This window comes from Marinomonas sp. HM11-D, from assembly GCF_057626615.1.
In genome coordinates this window covers 1-22,578 of record NZ_JBMMKT010000012.1, presented here as the reverse complement: position 1 = coordinate 22,578, position 22,578 = coordinate 1, and the positions used below count along the sequence as shown (strand labels likewise).

General features: G+C 49.5%; 18 protein-coding genes. 7 read left to right on the top strand and 11 right to left on the bottom strand.

The features are described from left to right. Positions 1-49: 49 nt before the first annotated feature. The 6 genes from ACOSVP_RS14530 to betC all read right to left on the bottom strand — a co-directional run bounded on the left by ACOSVP_RS14530 (position 50) and on the right by betC (position 8,307). On the bottom strand, positions 50-1,459 hold the full coding sequence (locus ACOSVP_RS14530; RefSeq protein WP_487348211.1) for an alanine/glycine:cation symporter family protein: 1,410 nt from the start codon (positions 1,457-1,459) through the stop codon (positions 50-52). A 181-nt stretch (positions 1,460-1,640) separates the two neighbouring features. Next, positions 1,641-3,380, bottom strand: coding sequence for a potassium/proton antiporter (locus tag ACOSVP_RS14525; protein WP_487348210.1), 1,740 nt, complete (start codon positions 3,378-3,380; stop codon positions 1,641-1,643). A 146-nt stretch (positions 3,381-3,526) separates the two neighbouring features. Next, the gene (locus ACOSVP_RS14520) at positions 3,527-4,177 is read right to left on the bottom strand and encodes a pyridoxamine 5'-phosphate oxidase family protein (RefSeq protein WP_487348209.1); all 651 of its coding nucleotides are present in this window, start codon (positions 4,175-4,177) and stop codon (positions 3,527-3,529) included. Between the two features lie 185 nt (positions 4,178-4,362). Continuing rightward, a complete protein-coding gene (choX, locus tag ACOSVP_RS14515) occupies positions 4,363-5,298 on the bottom strand; it encodes a choline ABC transporter substrate-binding protein (RefSeq protein ID WP_487348208.1) in 936 nt (311 codons plus the stop codon). 432 nt (positions 5,299-5,730) lie between these two features. Further along, positions 5,731-6,669, bottom strand: coding sequence for a choline ABC transporter substrate-binding protein (gene choX / locus ACOSVP_RS14510; protein WP_487348207.1), 939 nt, complete (start codon positions 6,667-6,669; stop codon positions 5,731-5,733). A 111-nt stretch (positions 6,670-6,780) separates the two neighbouring features. After that, positions 6,781-8,307 (bottom strand): choline-sulfatase, encoded by a 1,527-nt coding sequence (betC, locus tag ACOSVP_RS14505; protein WP_487348206.1) that lies wholly within the window; start codon positions 8,305-8,307, stop codon positions 6,781-6,783. Between the two features lie 140 nt (positions 8,308-8,447). On the opposite strand from betC, the gene ACOSVP_RS14500 reads away from it, so the two are divergent. Next, positions 8,448-9,353, top strand: coding sequence for a choline sulfate utilization transcriptional regulator (locus ACOSVP_RS14500; protein WP_487348205.1), 906 nt, complete (start codon positions 8,448-8,450; stop codon positions 9,351-9,353). Positions 9,354-9,432: 79 nt separating this feature from the next. Here ACOSVP_RS14500 and ACOSVP_RS14495 read toward each other — a convergent pair whose 3' ends face one another. After that, positions 9,433-10,437 (bottom strand): ABC transporter substrate-binding protein, encoded by a 1,005-nt coding sequence (locus ACOSVP_RS14495; protein ID WP_487348204.1) that lies wholly within the window; start codon positions 10,435-10,437, stop codon positions 9,433-9,435. 551 nt (positions 10,438-10,988) lie between these two features. Between ACOSVP_RS14495 and ACOSVP_RS14490 the strand changes: the two genes are divergently transcribed. From ACOSVP_RS14490 to ACOSVP_RS14480, 3 genes are all read left to right on the top strand, one after another. After that, a complete protein-coding gene (locus ACOSVP_RS14490) occupies positions 10,989-12,347 on the top strand; it encodes an amidohydrolase family protein (protein WP_487348203.1) in 1,359 nt (452 codons plus the stop codon). A 51-nt stretch (positions 12,348-12,398) separates the two neighbouring features. Further along, positions 12,399-13,808, top strand: coding sequence for a MocR-like pyridoxine biosynthesis transcription factor PdxR (gene pdxR, locus ACOSVP_RS14485; RefSeq protein WP_487348202.1), 1,410 nt, complete (start codon positions 12,399-12,401; stop codon positions 13,806-13,808). 80 nt (positions 13,809-13,888) lie between these two features. Beyond that, positions 13,889-14,281, top strand: a complete 393-nt coding sequence (locus tag ACOSVP_RS14480) for a DUF2753 family protein (RefSeq protein WP_487348201.1) — start codon at positions 13,889-13,891, stop codon at positions 14,279-14,281. Positions 14,282-14,338: 57 nt separating this feature from the next. On the opposite strand, the gene ACOSVP_RS14475 is transcribed toward ACOSVP_RS14480, so the two are convergent. After that, positions 14,339-15,691, bottom strand: coding sequence for a multicopper oxidase family protein (locus ACOSVP_RS14475; RefSeq protein WP_487348200.1), 1,353 nt, complete (start codon positions 15,689-15,691; stop codon positions 14,339-14,341). Positions 15,692-15,930: 239 nt separating this feature from the next. On the opposite strand from ACOSVP_RS14475, the gene ACOSVP_RS14470 reads away from it, so the two are divergent. Next, positions 15,931-16,554, top strand: coding sequence for a hypothetical protein (locus ACOSVP_RS14470; RefSeq protein ID WP_487348199.1), 624 nt, complete (start codon positions 15,931-15,933; stop codon positions 16,552-16,554). A 95-nt stretch (positions 16,555-16,649) separates the two neighbouring features. On the opposite strand, the gene ACOSVP_RS14465 is transcribed toward ACOSVP_RS14470, so the two are convergent. After that, entirely contained in the window at positions 16,650-18,077 is a 1,428-nt protein-coding gene (locus ACOSVP_RS14465; RefSeq protein ID WP_487348198.1) for an aminotransferase-like domain-containing protein, read from the bottom strand. Between the two features lie 144 nt (positions 18,078-18,221). On the opposite strand from ACOSVP_RS14465, the gene ACOSVP_RS14460 reads away from it, so the two are divergent. Beyond that, a complete protein-coding gene (locus tag ACOSVP_RS14460; RefSeq protein WP_487348197.1) occupies positions 18,222-19,106 on the top strand; it encodes an EamA family transporter in 885 nt (294 codons plus the stop codon). A 107-nt stretch (positions 19,107-19,213) separates the two neighbouring features. Here ACOSVP_RS14460 and ACOSVP_RS14455 read toward each other — a convergent pair whose 3' ends face one another. Both ACOSVP_RS14455 and ACOSVP_RS14450 read right to left on the bottom strand, forming a co-directional pair. Beyond that, entirely contained in the window at positions 19,214-20,725 is a 1,512-nt protein-coding gene (locus ACOSVP_RS14455) for a KAP family P-loop NTPase fold protein (protein WP_487348196.1), read from the bottom strand. A 121-nt stretch (positions 20,726-20,846) separates the two neighbouring features. Beyond that, positions 20,847-21,251, bottom strand: a complete 405-nt coding sequence (locus ACOSVP_RS14450; RefSeq protein ID WP_487348195.1) for a DUF6088 family protein — start codon at positions 21,249-21,251, stop codon at positions 20,847-20,849. A gap of 412 nt (positions 21,252-21,663) precedes the next feature. Here ACOSVP_RS14450 and ACOSVP_RS14445 point away from each other — a divergent pair, with 412 nt between their 5' ends. Next, positions 21,664-22,560, top strand: coding sequence for a bestrophin family protein (locus tag ACOSVP_RS14445; protein WP_487348194.1), 897 nt, complete (start codon positions 21,664-21,666; stop codon positions 22,558-22,560). Positions 22,561-22,578 lie beyond the last annotated feature (18 nt).

The following is a 22,578-nucleotide window of genomic DNA, read 5'->3' as shown; positions in this document are numbered from 1 at the left end:
ACCAACAACAAAGCCCGCATTTGCGGGCTTTGTCGTTTTAACTCAGTGCTTAATCTTGTTTAGGTTTTTCGTCCCAAACCGTTAGGTCAATGTCATTTTGCACTTCTGGATAATCGTCTGAGTTAAAGATTGGCGTACGCGTTTTGTTTTGCGCAAAGTAATCTTTGGTCAGTTTCACCACCAAGCCAGACAACATCACAATGGCGATCAAGTTGATCGTTGCCATCAAGCCCATGGCCGCATCGGCTGCGTTAAATACCACGGCAATGCTCTCGTAAGCCCCCCAAGGAATCATTGCCAGTGCTAAGATACGTAAGACAAAAATTCCCGGCTTGCTGGCCCATTTTAGGTAGGTCAGCGCGTTTTCCGCGTAGCTGTAGTTACCAATGATCGAGGTAAAGGCGAAGAAGAAAATCGCGATCGCCACGAAGTAATGACCCACACTACCGATATGATGCGACATGGCCGACTGAGTCAGCACAATGCCCGATTCGCCGTTGCCTAGCACGCCCGATAGCAAGATCATCAAGGCGGTTGCGGTACAGATCAGTAGCGTATCAATAAATACACCAAGGGATTGCACCATGCCCTGTGACGCTGGATGGTGTGGATTTGGCGTCGCCACCGCGGCAATGTTTGGCGCAGAACCCATGCCCGCTTCGTTGGAGAACAGGCCGCGTTTGACACCGTTTAGCAAGGCACCGGCGATACCGCCTGCGGCTTGCTCAAGACCAAAGGCGCTCTTGAAGATCAGCGCGAACATATCCGGCACTTGCTCGTAATTAACGATGATGATGTACAGCGCCAAGGCTAGGTAGGCAATGGCCATAAAAGGCACGGTGATTTCGGCAAAGCGGGCGATTTTCTTAATACCACCAAAGATCACTACCGCGGCCAATGCCATCACGATCAAGCCGGTGGCCATTTTCGGCACACCAAATGCTCCTTCCATGGCGCCGGCAATCGAGTTCGCTTGCACCGCGTTGAACACCAAGCCAAACGCTAGGATCAACGCCAGTGAGAAGATGGCGCCCGCCCAAGGAGCTTTCAGACCCTTACTGATGTAGAACGCTGGGCCGCCGCGTAATTGACCGTTTTGGTCGCGGACCTTGTACAGTTGCGCAAGCGTACTTTCTGCATAAGCGGTCGCCATGCCGATCAAGGCTACGACCCACATCCAGAAGATAGCGCCAGCGCCGCCAAGCGCTAACGCCACAGCAACGCCTGCAAGGTTACCTGTGCCGACACGGGACGCCAGACTGGTACACAGTGCTTGGAATGGAGAAATGCCACCACGGTCGCTCTGAGGCGCCTTGAAGACGGTACGAACAAACTCTGGGAAGTAGCGAATCTGGATAAACCCTAAACGTAGGGTGAAGTAAACGCCCACGGCCAACAGGCCATAAATCAGGATATACCCCCAAAACAAAGTATTGAGGGAGTCGATCAGTGTAGCCATAAGGCACTCCGGTTAAGTTGTGATTATGTGCGAGGGAGAGGACTCGGGTAGAGCCCCCGAAGCGGCGCATTTTTGATGCGCTGCTTCAAAAAGTGGGCAAGCCTAGCGTGTTAAAAGATTTTGGCAAGGCGAAATGGGTAATAACTGCGCATGAACGGTGCATTTCGCCGAAAAAGACGAATTATGGCGTATTTTTCGGACGAATAATCTTTAAACCAAATTTGCTGATACGATCATTTTCAAATTCACGCACGGTTAATTCGATCTCACCAAAGCGCAAACGGTCACCGATCACGACGCGGCCGTGGAACTTATTTAAGAAGAGTTCACGCACGCTCAACTCCTGATAGGCGTCTTCGACTTTGAAGAAGTAGAGGTACGCCAGATCTTTCATTTTCGCATCACTGTTGACGACAAAGTCGCCATAGAACTCGCTCATGGAGGTGCGTTGCAGCTTCTGCCCTGGGGTAAAGTAGCTATTGAGTTCCGAGTCCTTTTCTAACTGGGAGAAAAACGCGGCTTTATCACTTGCGCGCAGCTTTTCACTGATGTCGGCGAGCAACTCCCCCCCGCGCATCACGCCCATGGGTCGCGAAAAAGACGTCGATGGCAACGACTCCACCGAGCAGCCGACCAGTTCACTGTCACTCGGTACTTCATAAATCAAAATATGGCGGTTGTGGTAATCCTCAAAACTGATGCTGAAGGCGTTCGGTGTCGCTTCTTTATCCGGTAACTCGACCTTAAGCCAACGGGCCATCTTCGGAATGCTCCAGCCCTGCAGTACCAACGACATAATCACAATCACAAACACCAGATTGAAATAAATCTGTGTCTGTTCAATACCGGATAAAGACGGATACATGGCCAAGATGATCGGCACCGCACCGCGCAGACCACACCAGCTGATAAAGACCTGCTCGCGCCATGGAAAATGAAATGGCAATAGCGACACCAATACCGCAATCGGACGCGCTAAGAAGATCAGCACCGCGCCGATGGCTAACGCCGGCAGAATCACAGGGCCAATGGTGCTTGGTGTCACCAATAAGCCAAGCATCAAGAACATGCCGATCTGACTGAGCCAGGCCATGCCATCGTGGAAACGATGTACATCGCGTTTGTAGGGCATGTTATGGGCGTTACCCAGTGTGACCCCGACAATGTAAATGGCTAAGAAGCCACTGCCGCCCCAAAGGTTGGTAATACCGAAGATGCTTAAGCCCGCGCTGGTGACCAGTAATGGATACAAAGAGCTGGCGAGCTGTAACTTAGGTAGCAGATGTTTTAAAACTTGTCCGCCCAGCACCCCAATGGTTAAGCCTAGACCCATTTGCTGAATCAACTCGGTCAGCAATGACCAGCCAAGTCCTTGTTCAGGAACAGAAATTAAGCTCACCAAGGTGATGGTTAAGAAGATCGCCATAGGATCGTTGGCGCCGGATTCCACTTCCAGTGTGGCGCCGGTACGCTCTTTGATACGTAGGCCAGCGTTACGGATCAGACCAAATACCGCTGCGGCGTCGGTGGAACCAATAATGGCTCCGAGCAGTAAGCTTTCTTGCCAAGGAAGGCCTAATAGCCAATACACCGCCGCGCCAGTGATGCCTGCGGTGAGCAAGACGCCCACGGTGGCGAGTAAAAACGCGGGGCGCAAACTGATTGCAAAGGACTCACGGCGTGTGCCCAAACCGCCGTCGAGCAGGATAGTCGCTAAGGCCAAGTTACCAAACAGGAACGCCAAGCCAGCGTTATGGAACTCGATGCCACCAATACCGTCTTCCCCAGCGAGCATACCAATCACCAAGAAGACCAATAGCAAGGGCGCGCCTAGGCGACGGGACAAGACGCTGGCCAAGATACTCAGCAGTGCGAGCAGACCGGCAAGAAAGATATATTGGCTGGAGATTTCGATGGTCATGGGCGCTTTAAGATTCCGTGTTTGCAACGCCGCTGACGGGATGTCCTAGGCTTTCATGTTTTAGTCTATGAAAACCCCCATCAAGTTCAAAGCTGCACGAAATCAAATAGCGCCGATTTCCTCTATTCTAAACAATCTTGCAACGCTTATTTGGCATTAGGTGCTTCAGGTGCTGGGTAAGTACTGTTTTGCTGAGCGTTGTCCTGCTCTAGCGGTTGCCATTGCTTGGCAAGTGGCATCACACCAGCCCACACGGGCCAGTCCATATCTGCTTCATCGTCGACTACGCCTTCGGCACGAATTTTAACGCTGGCTTCGTCGATTTTGATCCGTACCAAGCCGGTGGCAAGCACTTCTTGTTCGCTCACCGGACGTAGCTGTGACCAACGATTTGGCGAAACTTTGTCGATAAATAGCTCAAAATGACGCACTTTTTCGGCGTAATCCTCGATCACTTCCGGAATGCCAAATACGGTCACCGAGCGGTAATTGACCGAATGATGGAACGCCGAACGCGCCAACACCAAGCCATCCAACTCACAGATATTGATACAAACCTTTTGTGCTTCTTTTACCGAACCGTGGGTGTTACGCGCCTTGCTGTGACCATGCCAGTATAAGTATTCCCCTTCACGCCAATGACACGTTGGGGTGACGAAAACTTGGCCGTTGACCTGTTGGCCAATATGGCAGAGTAAGGTGTCATCAATAATTTGATAAGCGGTTTGCGCATCGTATTGGGCTCTTTTCGGGCCTCTTTTGACGGTGCTGGTCGGTGTTTGTAGCGAGTCACTCATGGCTAGGTCCTTGTCTTAATACTGGCTTCTTTTGGAAGACGTTAGCGATATGAACTAAGCCTAGACCCTATTGGGGTGTTTAAAAATGACCAGTTTCTAACTTTGTGACCAGTCCAGATTGACTGTGGCCCAGCACGAAAAAAGCCCATCTAGGATGGGCTTATCAAAGATAAACTAATTAATAATCAGATATTTAGCGCTTTCTTAACCGCTGGCAGACCAGGCTTGCCGTCGGTGGTCTGTACCCCCTCTAGCCAGGTATCCAGAATCGCTGGATTTTTGCTGAGCCATTCGTTGGCGGCCTCGATTGGTGTCATGCCCTCATCGGTCATGGCGATCACGGTGTTTTCCATATCCAGCGTGAATGCCATGTTTTCCAGTAGCTGAGTGACATTACCGCACTCTTCGCCATAGCCTTTACGAGTCACGGTATGAATGGTGGCGCTACCGAAGTTTGGACCAAAATACTCATCGCCGCCGGTCAGGTAGGCCATATCAAAATTGACGTTCATTGGGTGCGGTTCCCAGCCAAGGAAAGCGATGAACTTCTCACGTTTTACCGCACGAGCGACCTGCGACAGCATGGCTTGTTCGCCGGACTCCACCACGCGCCAGTCGCCAAGGTTGAAGTCGTCTTTTTCAATCATGTCCATCAGCATTTGATTGGAGGCAGAGCCGACGCCAATACCGTAAATTCGCTCGCCAAACTCATCGGCAAACTTCTCTAAATCGGCAAAATCATGCACCCCCGCATCGTAAGCATATTGGGGAACCGCGAGGGTAAATTTGACCCCTTCAAGATTGGTGCGAATGATGTCTAGGTGTGCTTGGTATTGCTCCATAAACGCCGCTTGCGCCGGCATCCAATTACCGAGGAAAACGTCGATTTCGTCATTCTTCAAACTCTCAAAACCAATCGGCACGGCGAGCATCTTGATATCGGTTTCATAGCCCAAGGCATGCAGTATGGTGCTGGCCATACCATTGGTGGCGCCAATATCGGTCCAGCCGGGGTCGGTCATGGTCACGGTTTGGCATTGTTCCGGAACGGCTGCCAAGCTGCTGCCTGCAGCCGCAGTGACAATGGTGGCAAGAAGAGTTTGCTGAAGACGTTTCATCATGGTTCGGTTCCCTTTTGATATTTCTTATTTGAGTTCAAAACATTATCACCGTCCGTGTGAAGTGTTTTTTGAGGAAGACGCTGAAAACGTTTTGCTGAGAATGCTTTTACTCTACCAGCTTTTGGACTGGTTTTGGCAAGTGAAAATCGCCTGAATAGGCGAATTGAAGTGAATAAAGGCCATTTTAAACGCTTGTTATTATCTGGTGATTTGATGATAATTCTTTGAAAAGTAATGGCTTTTTATATTTTTAGTGGTGGGTTTCAGGATTGTATTAAATTTGCATGCCATCTTATTTTTGATAGCAGTATCGACTGAGAAACTTGTCTATTTTGCATAGAGCACTAATTAAAATAAATTAGAGAACTAAAAAAAGCCCATCCGAGGATGGGCTAAGCTGGTAGATCAGTCGCTGATTAAAAAGAACAGAAATTACAGGCCAAGTGCACCTTTCACAGCAGCTAAGCCTGGTGCACCCGATGTGGTGGACACGCCTTCCAGCCAAGTGTCCAGCACCGCTGGGTTGTCTTTGAGCCACTTGCTGGCGGCTTCGTTAGCCGGCATGCCTTCATCGGTCATAGAGATCACGGTGTTTTCCATGTCTAGGGTAAACTCCATATTCGTCAGAAGTTTAGCGACGTTGCCGCATTCGTTGGCGTAGCCCTTACGGGTTACTGTATGAATGGTTGCGCCGCCGTAATTCGGACCAAAGTACTCATCCCCACCAGACAGGTATTTCAGATCAAAGTTGACGTTCATTGGGTGCGGTTCCCAGGCTAGAAAGACGATGCCCTTCTCGCGCTTCACGGCACGGGCCACCTGCGCCAGCATGGCTTGTTCACCCGATTCCACTACACGCCACTCCCCTAGACCGAAGTCGTTCTTGTCGATCATCTTCATTAGGTTTTGGTTGGCTGGTGCACCGGCGCCGATACCGTAAATACGCTCATCAAAGTCTTTGGCATGGGCTTGTAGATCTTTGAAGTCATGCACGCCTTTGTCGTACATGTAGGATGGTACGGCCAGAGTGAATTTCACGCCGGTTAGGTTGGTGCGTACTATGTCTAGGTTGTCTTGGTATTGATCGATAAAGGCGCTTTGCGCGGGCATCCAGTTACCGAGGAAGACATCGATTTCACCGTTTTTGATACTCTCAAAGCCGATTGGTACCGCCAGCAGCTTAATATCGGTTTTGTAGCCTAGCGCTTCTAAAACGGTGGTGGCTAAGCCATTGGTGGCACCAATGTCGGTCCAACCTGGATCGGTCATGGTGACGGTTTGGCATTGCTCCGGTACGGCCGCAAACGCTCCGCTCGCTGTGATGGAAACAAGGGTGGCGAGCAGAGTTTTGTTTAGGCTTGATGTCTTCATTATGGGTTCCTCGTGATATGGATGCTGTGACTGTCTTACATCGATTTTTCTACTATTTTGGGTCGAACGGGTTAACGCAATGACGCGCCTTAGGGCGCGCCATTATGGTGATCACGACACTTTTGGGTAGCGCGCTTTGGCTTCCAAATCGTCTAGATCAATATGGTTACGCATGTACATTTCGCTGGCTTGGAAGATCGGTTGATGATCCCAGGCCACGTGGCTGCTGCCTTCGCCGAAGGCCTTAACGATCAAGCGACGGCGACGTTGGCTGATCAAGACCCGTTGCGAGATTTCATCCGCATCCCAGCGGGCCAGTGCTTCGTCTCGGAAGGCTTTAACTACATCGGCGTAGTTGTCGTCTTGCGCAAGGTTATTCAACTCGAGTGGATCTTGCTCAAGATCGAACAGTTGGTCTGGGTCGATGCGGCAGTGCACATACTTGTATGGACCACGGCGGATCATAAACAGCGGTGCCAAGGTGCCTTCACCACAGTATTCGCCGATCACTTCATCGTGACCGCCCTCTTTGCCTTCCACATGGGGCACTAGGCTGCGACCGTCGATTGGCATGGCGTAATCAACGCCCTTGCCATCGGTTGCCCAATCAACAAAGGTTGGCAACAAGTCCATGGTCGACACGGACGCTTTGACACGCTTTGGCTGGAAGCGCTTAGGTGCGCAGACAATCATAGGCACGCGAGTTGAGCTTTCAAAGAAAGACATCTTGTACCAAAGGTTGCGCTCACCCAGCATGTCACCGTGGTCACCAGAGAAAACAATGATGGTGTCGTCTTCTAGGTTACAGTCCCTCAATACTTTCAATAACTTACCGATCTGATCGTCCACATAGCTGCAAGAACCATAGTAAGCATGGCGTGCGTTACGGACTTCTTCGTCGCTAATGTCTTGCTCGTAGTATGCGTACACATCCTGCAAACGGCGCGAATGCGGGTCTTGCTCTTCTTTGGCGATCTTCACTTGCGGCATGTCGATGTCCGCATGATCGTAACGATCCCAGTAATCTTTGGTAATCGCGTATGGATCGTGTGGATGGGTCATGGACACCGTTAGGCAGAACGGACGGTCTTGTTTGCCGCGAGCGTAGTCGTATAGGTAGCGCTCCGCGTGGAACACCACTTCATCATCAAAGTCGAGCTGGTTGCTGCGCACACAAGTGCCTGCTTGAGTCACCGACGACATGTTGTGGTACCAAGTTGGGCGTGTATCTGGATCGTCCCAGTTAGGGAACCAGCCGTAGTCTGCTGGGTAAATATCTGTGGTCAGACGTGTTTCAAAACCGTGGAGCTGGTCTGGGCCACAGAAGTGCATCTTGCCAGACAAGGCGGTTTGATAGCCGTTGGCTCGCATGTAATGGGCAAACGTTGGAATGTCCGCTGGGAAGTCTGCGGCGTTATCCCAGGCGCCGATGCGAGTGGGTAATTGACCGGTCATCAGCACATAACGCGATGGCGCACACAGCGGGCTATTGCAGTAAGCAGACTCGAACACAACACCTTTTTCAGCCAGAGCAGACAGGTTGGGGACTTTTACCGTTTTACCGCCGTAGAAAGGTAATACCGGCGCGGCCATTTGATCGGCCATGATAAATAAAATGTTGGGCTGTTTCTGAGACATTGTGTCACACTCCAATAACGCAGTTAAATAAGTTGGATTAATGTTTCCTTTGGTGTCGAATCCATTATCTACACTAGATTGAACCTTAATTTTTAGACTGTAAACTGACTGAAAATTTATGGATGGGATAAGCTGAGCTAATGTTTACTGAAAACGACATGCCGCCACTGCAGATGCTGGTGGTGTTTGAATCCTCTGCTCGCCATTTAAGCTTCACCGCTGCTGCGCGTGAACTGGGCACGACGCAGCCGGCGATTAGCCAGCAAGTCAAAGCGCTAGAGCAGTTTTTGCATACACCTCTGTTCCGTCGGGTCTATCGCGGTGTGGAACTGACCGATGAAGGTCATATCTTGTTTAAAACGACCCAGTCGAGCTTTACCGAGATCCGTAAAGTGATCGGATTTATCCGTAATAAACAGAAAAAACCACGCATCAATGTGGCGACCGACTTTGCCTTTGCCGCCTATTGGTTGATGCCGCGCTTGCCGGAGTTTCGGAAACAGTTTCCGGATGTGGATATCCGCCTGCACACGTCCCAGAGTAACGCTGATGTCACGCTTCAAGATATTGATCTGGCTATACTTTTTAGCGATGGCATGCACAAAGGCTTTGTCTCGGAAAAGCTTTTCCATGAGGTGGTGTTTCCAGTGTGCAGTCCTAAACTGTTGGAGGAATATGGCCCGTTTGATTCGCTTGAAGACATTACCCGCGCACCGCTATTGAAACTGCATGCGGAACCGGATGAGAAATGGATGGTGTGGGAGAAGTTGTTTGAACAACACAACTTACTATGGTCGCCTTCGCAAATGGTGATGGAGTTCGATAATTACACGCTGTTGGTGCAAGCCGCCATCGCGGGGCAAGGGGTGGCACTCGGCTGGGGCTCCTTGCTGGACGATATGTTGGCGTCGGAGCTATTGATAGCGTTTCCAACGTTCGCCACCCACTCCGCTAATGGCTACTTCTCCGTCGTACCTGCGGCGCGCGAAGACGATCCGATTGTGCGTCAATTCAAAGCATGGCTACATCAGCAAAGCTTATCTTGAAATAGGCCTCGCCCATTAACGAACATTTTAATGGGCGAGCCTGTTGTGTCGGATTCGTTTAGGTCTTTAGCATGCGATCCTAGTTTATAACGCTACGATTAATGGCGCTTTCAGGATCAAAACTGTCAACGGCTTTGTTTTGAGCTTTGGCGGTCCATTGCCAAGTGGTGGCGAGACGTTCTGTGGTTAATGCGCCCAATCCATCTGCTTTCGACACTTCGTTGTAGACCAAGCCTTTGATTGAATTAATGGTATTGGTAGCCGTGGCGGCATCCACTTCGGGCACTAGCTTATGTACGATTTCACCGCTTTCTTCAGGGTGTGCCCAAGTGTACTCAATGGCTTTGGCGTAGGCCTTAATAAAACGCTTGGCGACCTCTGGTTGTTCGGCAAGGAAGCGATCGGAGCCGATCACCGAAGTAGAATAAAACTCTAGGCCCGCGTCGTACCAAGGCATTACCGTGAGTGACTTACCCGCTTGCTCGGCTTGTTGCTGGTACTTCACTGTGTCCGTGACCCAAGAAATCACCACATCGGTATTGCCACGAATCAGCATGGCATTGATGGCACCTGGATCAGCTTTGGTGAGCTTGATACTGTCTTCTGGCACACCGTTAACACTCATCAACAGTGGTAAAAATACGTTGGAAGAGGTAAAGGGTGAAGTCGCTACGCGCTTGCCCTGCACATCTTTGACCGATTGAATGCCTGAGTCTTTCAATACGAAAAAGGCATGAGGTGCTTCGCTAAATACGGAATATAGCGCACTGACTGGCACTTCGTTTTCGGCTTTGGCCATCAACAACGCCACCAAATCACTCAAGCCCATATCTGCATTACCTGTCGCCAACTTGGTGATGGCATCGTTTGAACCACGACCTACCGCGACGCTGACATCCAGATCCTGCTCGGCAAAGAAGCCTTTTTCCAAGCCCACGTAAATCGGTGCTTTATCACCGCCCGGTAGCCAGTCAAGCTGGAAACGAACGCTGTCCGCTGCCAATGCTGAGGTGCTAAGGGAGGCCAAGCCCGCTAGGGTAAGAGAGGCCAGCAAAGGTTTTTTTAATAGGTTGTACGATTTCATAATTAAGACTCCGAAATGATCGATGAATCCGCGTGGCGGAGTGAACACGACAAAGTCACGAAGTCGGGTGAAGATCGGGCGAGAGGATCAGGGTACACAGCTGAGTTTGGCTTTCCAGTTGCAAGCGTAAACATCGCTGTCACTTCCCATTCCACACGCCGCTTCGGCATCGTCGAATGGGAGGTGAGCAATGCCCGAGTATGACGAAATCATACCTGACCGCTTCTACTCAACTCCCGTATCCGGTGAAGTATGTGGTTATCGTTGCAAGGCTTAGGCCAACTTTTAACCGCTATTTTTAAGGAGTTCGGCGACGTTTTTCTGCTTTCATGCACTATTACGATTCATTATGGGCGCTGAAAGAACTGTTTTGGTGAGCCGCAAGGCTGAAACACACGGTTCGAGAGCCGCCGTGCGATGGTATAAGAATTGCTAAGTGTTAAAGATAATCTACGCCGATTGTGCGTAGCATTTGTCACACCAACAAAGAGTATAAGCGGTTAGATCGCATATGCGATTGGGACATTGCTCTTTCCATGAAAGGAGAGCTTATGCGCCGTTATCTGATCGCTAATTTACATGCCATGCCGACTTATCAAGGCGCTGCCAATTGCATCCGTATCGCCGATGGTAAAATCACCGAAATTGGCCAATATCTACTGCTGCAAGACGGCGAACAATACATTGATGGCCGCTACTGTGTGGCGTATCCAGGCTTTATTAATACCCATCACCATCTTGCGCAGTCCATCCTAAAAGGCATTCCAGAAGGACGCCAAGTCCCCCTCGGAGAATGGCTTGCGCAAGTGCCCTATCGTTACTGGCCAAAGATTACGCCGCAAGACATGTACACCGCTGCACGGGTGGGTTTTTATGAATTGCTACGCTCAGGTGTGACCACCTGCGCCGATCATCATTACTTGTACCATATGGCCACCACGCCTGAGTTAGAAGACGCTGTTTGGCAGGCCGCGGATGAACTGGGTATCCGCTTTGTGTTGTGTCGCGGGGCTGCCACAGCGCAAGGCAGTCATCGCGGTATGCAAGGCTCAGCCATTCAGCCGGAAAGCCTGGATATGGCGTTGACCCGCCTAGATGCGACTCGCCAGCGCTATCACGATGCCTCGCCTGAAAGTATGCGCCGCCTAGTGGTCGCGCCGACAAGCTTAGTCCACACCTCTCCGAAAGAAGACCTGATCGCCTTTGCCCAATATGCCAAAGCCAACGGTTTGAAACGTCATTCGCACCTGTTAGAAGTGGGCTACGACGAAGAGGTGGCGCAAAGACAGCATGGTATGAGTGCCATCGACTACGCTGAGTCCTGTGATTGGCTCGGCGAGGATGTGTGGTTCGCCCATCTCGTCAAAGCCGATGAGAAAGCCATTGCCAAGTTGGCCGCAACGGGCACAGGCATTGCTCATTGCCCGACTTCGAACAGTCGCCTAGGTAGTGGCATTGCGCCCGCCATTGCCATGGAAAAAGCCGGTATGAAGATCACTCTTGGTGTGGATGGCTCGGCCTCCAGCGAAAGCGGTTCCATGTTGCAAGAGATGAACCTAGCCTGGCTGATTCATCGTACGCAACTGGGGGCGAATGCCACATCGCCAGAGCAAATTTTAGACTGGGCGACCGTCAATGGTGCGGATTTATTGGGCTTGAATGCCGGTAAGCTGGAAGTTGGGCGGGCCGCGGATATTGTCTTGTATCGCCTAGATTCACCCCGTTTAGCTGGGATACATCAATCAGAGTGGGCGCCGATCATGGCGGGCGAGCCGTGTGAGGTGCAGATGAGCTTCGTACAGGGCAAGCCAGTGGTCGATTCTGGACGAGTGTTAGGCATCGACGAGCAACGCCTGACGCAAGAGGCTTTGGAGGCGGTCGCGCGCCTTAAAGCGATTGTGAATGGTTAGGCTTCTGGTAGTCTCCTAAAGGTTGTAAGAAATTAAAATGGACCAGACCAGATGATCGCTAGCCTCTCTTTTAGTCTTGAGGAAAACGCCACGCCCCGATATGAGCAGCTGCGTCAGCAGTTGTTGCAGGCAATGGATCAAGGACGTTTAAAAGAAGGCGACAAACTGCCTTCGAGCCGCGCCTTGGCACAGATGCTTGGGGTGTCCCGTAGTGTGGTGATCCAGACCTACGAGCAGCTAATTTCCGAAGGGTTATTGTCCAGTCAGCCGAAACGCGGTGTGTATGTGGCGCAGCAGACGCGTATTGCGCCGCCTTCTCTGCCAGTTATAAGCGCCCCACTGCCTGCGTCCTTAGCGCGTTTTGACTCCGGCGTTGATGTCAGTGTATTTCCCAATAAAGCCTGGGCGGCGAGTATGCGCCGCGCTTGGTTAAACCCCGATCCCAAGCTGCTCAAAGGCGAATACGAATCGGGTTACCCTGCTCTGCAGCAAGCCATCTGCGAGTATCTGTTTGCGGTGCGCGGGATGGAATGTCGCCCTGAACAAGTGGTTTTGATGGCGGGTAATCACGATGCCCTCGCCCTGCTGCAACATGCGTTGGCCGATCAAGTGCAACATTGGTTATTAGAAGATCCCACTTATCCGCCGTTGCGTTCTGGCTTTCAAGGTTTGTCTACCCGCCCGATTACCATCACCGAGCAAGGTCCACAACGACTGGATCTGGCTGAGCCTTGGGCGGCGGTGTTGACCCCAAACCGTCAATATCCGTTAGGAATTTGCACCAACTCGGCAACACGGGAAGATTGGCTCAGTGCGCTTACAGATTGTCACAATTTTGTCATAGAGGACGACTACGATAACGAATTTTTATACCAAGGCGGTGTCTCAAAACCTTGGTTTCAGGTGGCGCAACATCGGCCTGACGCTCGCGAACGGGTGTTTTACATCGGCAGTTTTTCGAAAGTGCTGTTTCGCGGTTTGCGACTGGGATTTATCGTCGCGCCCATGGGGCAAGTCGCAAAACTACTCGAAAGTCAGCGGGAATTGGGCCTATTTGCCTCGCAAACTTTGCAGCCAGTGGTGGCGGATTTTATGAAAAATGGCGAATTTTACCGCCATTTGAACCGTATGCGACGCCATTATCGAAGTAAGCGGGATCGACTGCTAGAGTTGCTGGAGTCTTATCTTGGCACATGGTTCACCTGGCACAAGCCGAGTGGTGGTTTACATATTGTGACATATGTCAAAGATGAATTTTCTAGTGAGCAATGGTGTCGTGAATTGAACGGGCACTGTTTGCAGAGCGGTCTAAGATTATCCTGGCTTCAGCAACATTACGCTGAGCAAGAGACGGCCCCAAAAGGACTGGTGTTAGGCTTTTCGGCGCCCACCGAAGAGCAGTTGAAAGCTTGGATTATACGAATCGCAGAGGTGTGCCAGTCCCTGTCTGTGAGTTCGTAAGGATTATTCGAGCTTTGTGTGGACAAATCTAAATGAGAATTGTTATTATTTGTTTGCACTGAATTTCGTGGAGGTATCCTATGGAAAACTGGAAGCAATACATCGTGGCAGGCAACCAAGCCTTTCAACAAGGCGAAAACATGGTCGCGATTACATTTTATAAACAAGCGTCAACCCGCGCGCGTCAGCAACTGGGTCAATGGTATGACACGCAAGCCGTGCTATCGGCGTTAGTCGTGAGCGATTTAAAAGTGGCCGAAGCTCAGTGCCGTTTAGAACGCTTTGAAGAAGCGATCGACACCTACTCAACTCTAAGTTTGGATTTGCGCCGTTTCCAATGCTGCTTTGCTCCAAGCAACCCGATTGCCAGCATCGTCACGCAAGCGCTGAACAGCGTGAAGCAAGAGTTTATCAATCTTACCAAAGTGTACGCCTACGATATTTTATACGCTTCCAAGCGTAGCCCCATGTAAGCGACGTTAACGGAACCCCTTCAAACCTGCCGTTAACTGCATCGAAAAGTGGGCGAATTAGCCCACTTCGATATAGCCCATCAAGCCTGTCTTCAAATGTTCGATCACGTGACAGTGATACATCCAACGCCCCGGATTGTCTGCGACAAAAGCGATGCGTGCGGTCTCATTTTGTCCTAATAAAACGGTATCTGAGTGAAATGGCTCAATTGCTTGCTTGTTGGAATCCAGCACCGTAAAGGTATGGCCATGTAAGTGAATCGGGTGATGATATTGGGTCAAATTCGACAGCTCAAAAATATAGCTTTTGCCGCGTTCGAGCTTGGCTAACGGCGCAGGAATATCGCCGGCTGACATGCCTTCCCAAGCTTTGCGGTTAATGGTCCAGAAGCGGTAATTGACCTCGCCATTTTTCTCAACCGGATTGATCGAGGCATCCCATTCAAAGGCAAATTGAATGGTTTCGGCATTGTCTAAATCTGGTGTGGGAATCGGGTTCATCGGCAGGCTCGGTAGCTGCTGACGCTGTTTATCTTCACCCACGGTTTTAAAGTGCGCCAGAACCTGATGCTTGTGATAAATGGTTACGATTTGATCGGCGTTATTGGGGGCAATAAAGCCTAGATCCAAACGCATCCCTGGGCCCATTAAATGCTGGCCTAAGGCACGCGGTTTGGCGATTGGGTTGCCATCCACGGTCACTATGGTCAGCTTAGCGCCTTCACCGCTAATATCGTAGGTCACGGTGTTATCAATATTCACCAAACGTGCGCGAACCGCGCCGCCTGTCGGCACATAATAGGTGGGGGCGACCTTGCCATTCACTGTCATCAAGCGTCCTGGCGTGCCCATACGAAAGGCATTGCGCGGTGTGGTTAATGCCGTGAATGAACCATCGTCGCGGATATGCCAGTTCTTTAGGCCCATCACCACATCCGCATCAAAGCCAGGGTCTTTGGCTTCATCAACGATAAAGGCACCGACTAAGCCTTTGCCTAACTGCTCAACACTGTTCATATGTGGGTGATACCAGAAGGTGCCCGCATCCGGTGGTGTGAATTCATAATCAAAGCTGTCGCCTGGCATGATCGGCGGCTGACTGAGGAAGGGTACACCGTCCATAGCAATCGGAATGCGCAGGCCGTGCCAGTGAATCGTGGTCGGCTCGGCCAGTTTATTGATCACGCGGATACGGATTTTCTGATGTTGCTTGGCACGAATCACGGGCGCGGGAAAGTGGCCGTTAAAACACCATGCAGGTGTGTTGCCACCAGGGGTGATGTGTACATCGGCAGGCGCGACGATCAGTTCATAATCAAAACCCTCACTGGGGTTAGCAAGGACGATTTTTGGCATAGCGCCTAGGGCCAGCAGAGTTGAGCTGGTTTTCAAAAACTGACGACGATCCACGATAACTTTCCTCTGACAAACAGGCTTCTCACAAGCAAGCTATGGATGATTTCATAGATGAAAATAACTCTCAATAAGGTGGTTGAGCTATAAGCAGGAGTTTTGATTTAAATCTCAAACAGGGGGAAAGAGAAAACGGTAAAACGACCTGTTTTGGTGCAAATCTGGCGTGTTTTGTCCGACTGTTTAATGATCAAGTCGGTAGAATCACCCTTCAGCCAAATCAAACAGGAGGGCACATGGACGGCAATATCAAACTTATCTTCAGCGGCATCGCGATTCTCTTAGCCATAGCAGGCTTTGTGCCCTATATTGTGGCGATCTTGCGCGGTCGCGTGAAACCCCATGTGTTCTCTTGGGTGATTTGGGGCATTACCACCACCATTATTTTCTTCGCTCAGCTAGAAGCCGATGGCGGCGCGGGGGCTTGGCCAATTGGCTTATCAGGCTTTATCACCATCTTGGTGGCGATCTTAGCTTATTTGAAGCGGGGTGATGCGACCATCACTAAATCCGACTGGGGCTTCTTGATCATGGCCATTGCATCGTTACCGCTGTGGTACATCACCAGCGATCCGCTCTGGACGGTCATTATTCTGACTACCATCGATATGATTGGCTTTGGACCGACCTTTCGGAAAGCCTATAAGCGCCCCTTGGAAGACAGTCGTGTGTTCTACATCATTATGATTTTGCGCAGTGTCTGCTCGATCGTGGCACTGGAGGCGTACTCTGTGACCACTGTTTTATTTCCGTTCTGTTTGGCGATGGGCTTCTTGATTCTTCTGGTGATCCTGCAATATCGTCGGATGGTGCTGGCTCAGCAAGTTTTAGCTCAGGGGTCTGACCCCCTCGATGACTAAGCTTACGTAATCTGCTGTAGTTATGGGTCTGACCCCCTCGATGACTAAGCTTACGTAATCCGCTGTAGTTACGGGGTCAGACCCCTTGGGCTAAGCTACGGTATTTTAGGAATCTGCCCTCTTGGGATTAACTGACAAAGGCGCTGTAATTGCGCCTGCGCACTATCGCTATCTACCTCTAGATAGAGTGGCCATCCGCAGTTAATTCGCAAGCAATCGTTGTAATCAGGGTGGGTGCTGAAACAACTGCCACGGCGGATATCGACGCCAATTTTCTGAGCTTCATCCGCCAGCTGATTGGTGTCCAAATCTGGAATTCTGACCCATAACACCAAGCCTCCTTGAGGTGCGCTGATCTGTGCTGAATCAGGCAAATGTTCCGCTAGAAACTGCCGATACTGATGCACTTGGGATTGCAGAATCGGGCGTACCTTATTGATATGGTTACGGTAATCGCCGCACAAAATAAACTCTGCAATACAGGCCTGTACCAAGCTGTTGATGCCCATACTGGTGTAACTGTGATGGCCGTAAAACTTATCAAAGTAGCGTCCAGGCAAACACCAGCCTAGGCGCAGTCCTGGTGCTAGCGTCTTTGAGATGGAACTGCACCAGAGAATATAACCCTCCTTATCCCAATACTTCGCTGGCAGTGGTTTGTCCTTTTGATGGCTTAACTCAAAATAGACATCATCCTCGATGATCGGCAGTTGATACTTGGCGGCAAGGTGTGCGATGGCCTGTTTTTGTTCCGCAGGTAGGGTAATACCGAGTGGATTCAAATGGGTGGTGCTGAGCAAGGCTGCCGAGACTTTTTGTTTCGCAAAACACGTCTCCAGCGCTATCAGATCAATCCCTGCATGGGTCACAGGAATCTCAATAATCTTACGCTTAAGCGTGGTCAATAAATCTAATAAGCCGCTAAAGCAGGGCGAACAAACGGCAATGGCGTCTTGCGGTTCGGTTAAACACTCAAGGGCGATGCGCACTGAGTCGAGACTGGAGTTAGTAATCACCAACTCATCCGCATTAAACGGAAAATGATTGTCACGAAAGTGTCCTGCTAGCGCTTGGCGTAGGCTGCTCAGGCCTTGGGCTTCTGGGTAGCTAAACATGCTTTGGCTAGCCCGCTGGGTGACGCGTTTAATGGTGCGCGTGAGATCTGTTTCCGGCAGTAACTCTGGCGCGAGTAGGGAAGTGCCGAGGGGCGCAAAGCCGCTTAAACCACTGTCATAACCCTTTTTCGGAGCAAAACGACTGGGATCTCTTGGCGTGAGAGAATGGCTTGATAACGCAGGAAATTCGGTCATCTTGCCGCGATTAGCAACAAAATAGCCTGCCTGAGGTCGAGCGTAAATCCAGCCGCGATCTTCTAAGTAGCCATAGGCCTTACCAGCTGTGGTCAAACTAACGCCTTGTTGCTGGGCCAATTGGCGCAGCGCGGGCAAGCGTGAACCGACTGGTAAGCGCTCACTGACAATATCGTCGATAAAGCTTTGCGCTAAGGATTCGTAGAGGGTCATGGCGGTAGTCTGTTCTCTGGCAAAAGACGGCTTTTAAAATTGTACTCTTCTTTTTATTAAAAATTGAATCTGCTCCCTTGGCAAGTCCAGCACCATACTAAGTCCTTACTAACCGGCAATCGCCACCATAGAGGAGGGCAAACCATGACTCAAAAGGACAGCTTATTACTGGTGCTATTGATGGCCCTGTGGGGCTTTAACTTCAGCGTGATTAAACTGGGCGTCAACAATATCGATCCATTTCTACTGACGGCCCTGCGCTTTACGCTGGCGGTATTGCCGTTGATCTTCTTTGTGCGCCGCCCGAATGTGCCATGGCGCTATCTGATGGCTTATGGTCTCACCTTTGGTGTCGGTGTGTGGGGACTGACTACGCTGTCAGTCGGAGCAGGGGTATCCTCTGGCTTGGCATCCTTGCTGCTGGATATGAGTGTTATCAGCAGCCTGTTAGTGGGTCGTTACTTACTGCAAGAGCAAGTCACCGTCAGTAAAGTACTCGGCTCGGTGCTGGCACTATTGGGATTGGGCATTATTATCTGGAACCAAGACGGCACCGTGACCGCGTTAGGCTTAGTGCTGGTGCTCTGTGCCTCAGTGTTTTGGAGTATTAATGGCTTGATCGTCAAACGCTCCGGCACCCGCGAAATCTTCGCCTTTAATATCTGGGGCATGGCCTTCGCCCCGATTCCATTACTACTATTAGCGCTGATCGTCAGCGGCCCAAGTTCAGTGGTGCAATCCATCACTGAGATCAACGGCTCGGTGCTGTTCTCCGCGGCCTTCCAAGCCTATCCCACTACGTTACTAGGCTACTGGTTCTGGAACAAAATGATCGTCAAATACTCCGTCTCAAGCGTCGCCCCCATGACCTTGTTGGTGCCAGTATTTGCCCTAATCGGCGGCTACTTATTCTTTGGCGAAAGCTTAGATGTGGCACAAAGTGTTGCTACCGTGGTGATCCTGCTGGGCGTGGCGGTTAGTGAGATTAAACTGCCGAAGGGGCGGGGTGTGGCCGTGAGAGCAGGGTAGGTTTCGCTGGGGTCAGATTCCTTATGTGTGAGCCTTTCGTACTTTTGAAGTACTGCATGAAAGGAATCTGACCTCTGCAACTAAGGGCTGGCTGTTTCGCTTAGAATTTAGACTTCTTCAAATGGAATATCTAAACTCTCAATAATATTTAGGAGTTGGTCGTTAGCTATTATTTTTCTTTTTGAGCGAGGAGTATTGAACACCGCACTGCTGATTTCTCTAGCTCTACTTATAATTTTTTGGGGAGAAAGATTAGCTATTTCGGCTGTTTCCAGAACAGCAATATTTTGCTTACGTGTATTCTCGAATAGATCCATAAACTCTAAATCTAGAGATATTTTTGATAATGCTTGTTCACATAAATCAATTTGATCAGTTAGGTTTGTGAAAGAATCTTCACTTGGATGTCTAAATATATTTACAGCTTTTGTTCTAACGGGGCCTCTACAGCGGCCTATTTTAAACGCGTTCTCATATATATATTGAGCTGAGTTATTGTCTATATCATTTGTGCTCGAGTAGATAGCAGCTCCAAATATTAAACCGATCATACTGAAAATAGAGTAATAGCTATCTTTGAGCTCATTTGCAGTAATTGTTACTTCTATTTGCATGCTCAGTTGTTTCAAACGTCTCAGAGATACCTTGTGTTGGTTAAGTTCTGAAATTAGTGCCACCACAGCTCTTAGTTCTTTTGCACTATCGATCTGTGGGATAGTCATCAAAGGGAATTCTTTGATGTTTTCAAATGTTAGCTCGGCTTGGAGAAACTCAAAAAAGTCTGGCTCAGGCAAGGTAAGCCTTTGCTCAAAGAAGCGACTTAAATATTCATGGGAATCGAAATCCTGCCCATAAACCGCTTTGATTGAATGCTGAAGCTGTTTGGTATCTGTCGAGAAAACAAAAACAAAGTTCGGAATATCAAAGAGATGCTTAACCGTTTCTAACATCTCAATGGCATACGTTGGACGGCAGCGGTCAAGCTCATCAATAAAGACAAATACTTTCTTTTTTGGGGCATCTAGTTGGGCGAATTCAACGAGTTTCTGTACTTCTCGTTTAAAGTCTTTAGTGAATTGCTTGTGTCTTATATGTGCTCTTGTTGCTTCGAGGCCAAGATCACCAATATTCAAATTCGATTTATAGCCTTTTGCATTAATCGCTGAGCCAACAACAGATTCAAACAGTTCAAGTAGCTCTTTGACCCCCTCATCTCCAATTAACTTTCCAAGAGCAGACTTTAGAAGCTTTGGCACGCTTCCTTTGAGCTGGGCCGCAAAGTGAACAACCTTCTTTTCCTGCTCATAGAAACCATCTTTTCTGGTGCGCTCGGATAACTGATCGATGATCTCTGCAATAATGATTGTAAGTGGGTCATTGAGATAGTCTGATTCCCAAGCATCGATCTTGATGCCGATGTGACCTTGCTCTTCAACCAGTAGCTTCCAGTTTTCTACAAAAAAGGTCTTACCTGTACCCCAAGCGCCATTTAGGTTTACAGGAAAGGCATGTTCTTTAGTGTCACGTGAGTTCAAATATTGCGTGAAGCGCTTGGCAAGGTCTTTGCGTTTAGTGCTGGTAGCGCAGTTTATAAATGGAGTTTTAGAGGTTTCAGACATTCACTACTGCCTTGTAGATGATTCAGGGGGCAGATTCCTTAAAAAGAATCTTTCAGTGCTGTAACTCTAGCATGAAAGGAATATGACCCATCTCATGTACTTAACATCGACAAATAACGAGCTATCGAAGTTCGTTGACACTTTGGCTTCCTACTTTGATCTTTCGGGTAAAGCGCGCGCTTTTAGGTATGACCTTAACTTTGGCTGGAATTTGAGTGCTTTGGCCAGAGATACTTGATTGAGAAACTTCGTCAAACGAGTAATCAACATTCAATCGTTCAAGCGCTTCAATGATGACACCGTCTGAACCTGCTGGGTTATCAGGCATTGGCTTGCCAGTGATGCGATTTAGGCGTGCCCGCGCGTACAAGCCATAGCTGATTTTTAACAGCAGGCCTTCGCGAACAAGTTGTCTTAAACAGCGGCCAACTTGATCGTAATCGGCAATATCTTTGAAGTCTGAGCGCATAAAAACAGAACGCTTAGAGCGCTTTACTCTGGTCTCGATTCTGCTTTGAATGGTCATGTCATCACCTCGTTAATGTTGTCTATATAATAGACAAAAATACGACATTTCTCAAAAGCAAAAATACGACATTTTTAAGCGGATGAGAGCGTGCTTTTAGCTGACTTATTTAGTTCAGGGGTCAGATTCCTTGTGCATGAGCCTCTTGTAACGTGGAGGTGTTGTAAAAAAGGAATCTGGCCCCTGCTAGAGCTGAGAGCCCTTGCGCATGATATATGCGCTTTTGGGCATGTTATTGAGGGCGTTTTTGTATTATAAAAAGCGTCCTTTCAGAGCTATCTAGTAGCACCATAAAAACAACATTGAAAGATTTCTAGAGCGAAGCGACTTCGTCTCTAAACCGTCTGTTTTGTTGGCGTTTTCGCCGAATTTTAATGCTTTCTTTCGTTTTTTTATCGCTATAGGTAGTTACATGGTTGTTTACCCAAATCATAGCTGGGTGGTGGTGCTGACCACGCTAAAGGGGTCTATTCTGCGACGCATTGCGCCGCGTTTGCTGATGATCACTTTACTGGCGGTGGCCATTGTCTTTGTCGAGAAGTCTTATCCAGATTTATTTGTGAATGTCAGTGCGACACCGCTGACCCTGCTGGGTCTATCCCTGTCGATCTTTATGAGCTTTCGCAACAGTTCTTGTTATGAGCGTTGGTGGGAAGGCCGCAAGATGTGGGGGCTTATTGTGATTGAAGCCCGTGCGTTTGGCCGTGAAACGGTAAATATTGAAGGTCATCCACTGCGCGAAGAAATTCTAAAAATGCTGTGTGCCTTTGCGCATGCGATGAATGCGCATCTTAAAAGACAGGATGAATGGGCGGCGGCCAAACCTTGGATGGTGAATCAAGATCTGAAATACGTGGATAACCTTTCCGATACGATTTTGAATGAAATTTCTCGTCGTCTTTGGGATTTGCGTAAAGAAGAGGCGATCAGCGAATGGCATTGTTTGGAGTTAGTACGACGTCTACGCAGTATTTCGGAAGCACATGCCAACTGTGAGCGTATTAAAAATACGCCGCTACCGTTTCCTTATAGCCTTCTATTGCACCGCACGACGTTTATTTTCTGTCTGTTGTTGCCATTTGCCATGGCGCAGCCATTAGGTTGGTTGGCACCTGTGATTACCACGATTGTGAGCTACACCTTCTTTGGTCTAGATGCGATCGGTAATGAGTTGGAAGACCCTTTTGGTAGCGAAGTCAATGACCTACCAACCAATGCCATGGTGCGCGTGATTGAACGTGATGTGCATCGTGCCTTAGGCCAAGAATTGCCGCCGGCGCTCAAGCCCGTAAATCATGTATTGAGTTAAAAATTGCCCATCGTAGTC